1 protein-coding gene is annotated in these 206 nt (G+C 40.3%); it reads left to right on the plus strand.

The window, feature by feature from the left end; translation table 11 throughout:
• On the plus strand, positions 1-206 hold a 206-nt coding region (locus ACVC3Y_RS03495), incomplete at both ends, for a hypothetical protein (protein ID WP_452226122.1).

Raw genomic sequence — 206 nt, forward strand, 5'->3', positions numbered from 1 at the left:
AGACATTCCAGTAGGAGATGCAGAAGTAGATGTAGATGAGACTACATTACCAGCAGATATTACAGATACTTTAACAACAGGAACTTCAGATCCAGAAACAGTAACCGTATTAGAAGGAGTTGAAACAGCAACAACCGATGATGGTTATGCACCAGTAGTTGTTGATCCTTGCCCTTCACCAATAGATACTGATGGTGATGGACTTA

It is taken from the genome of Lacinutrix cladophorae, assembly GCF_053604645.1.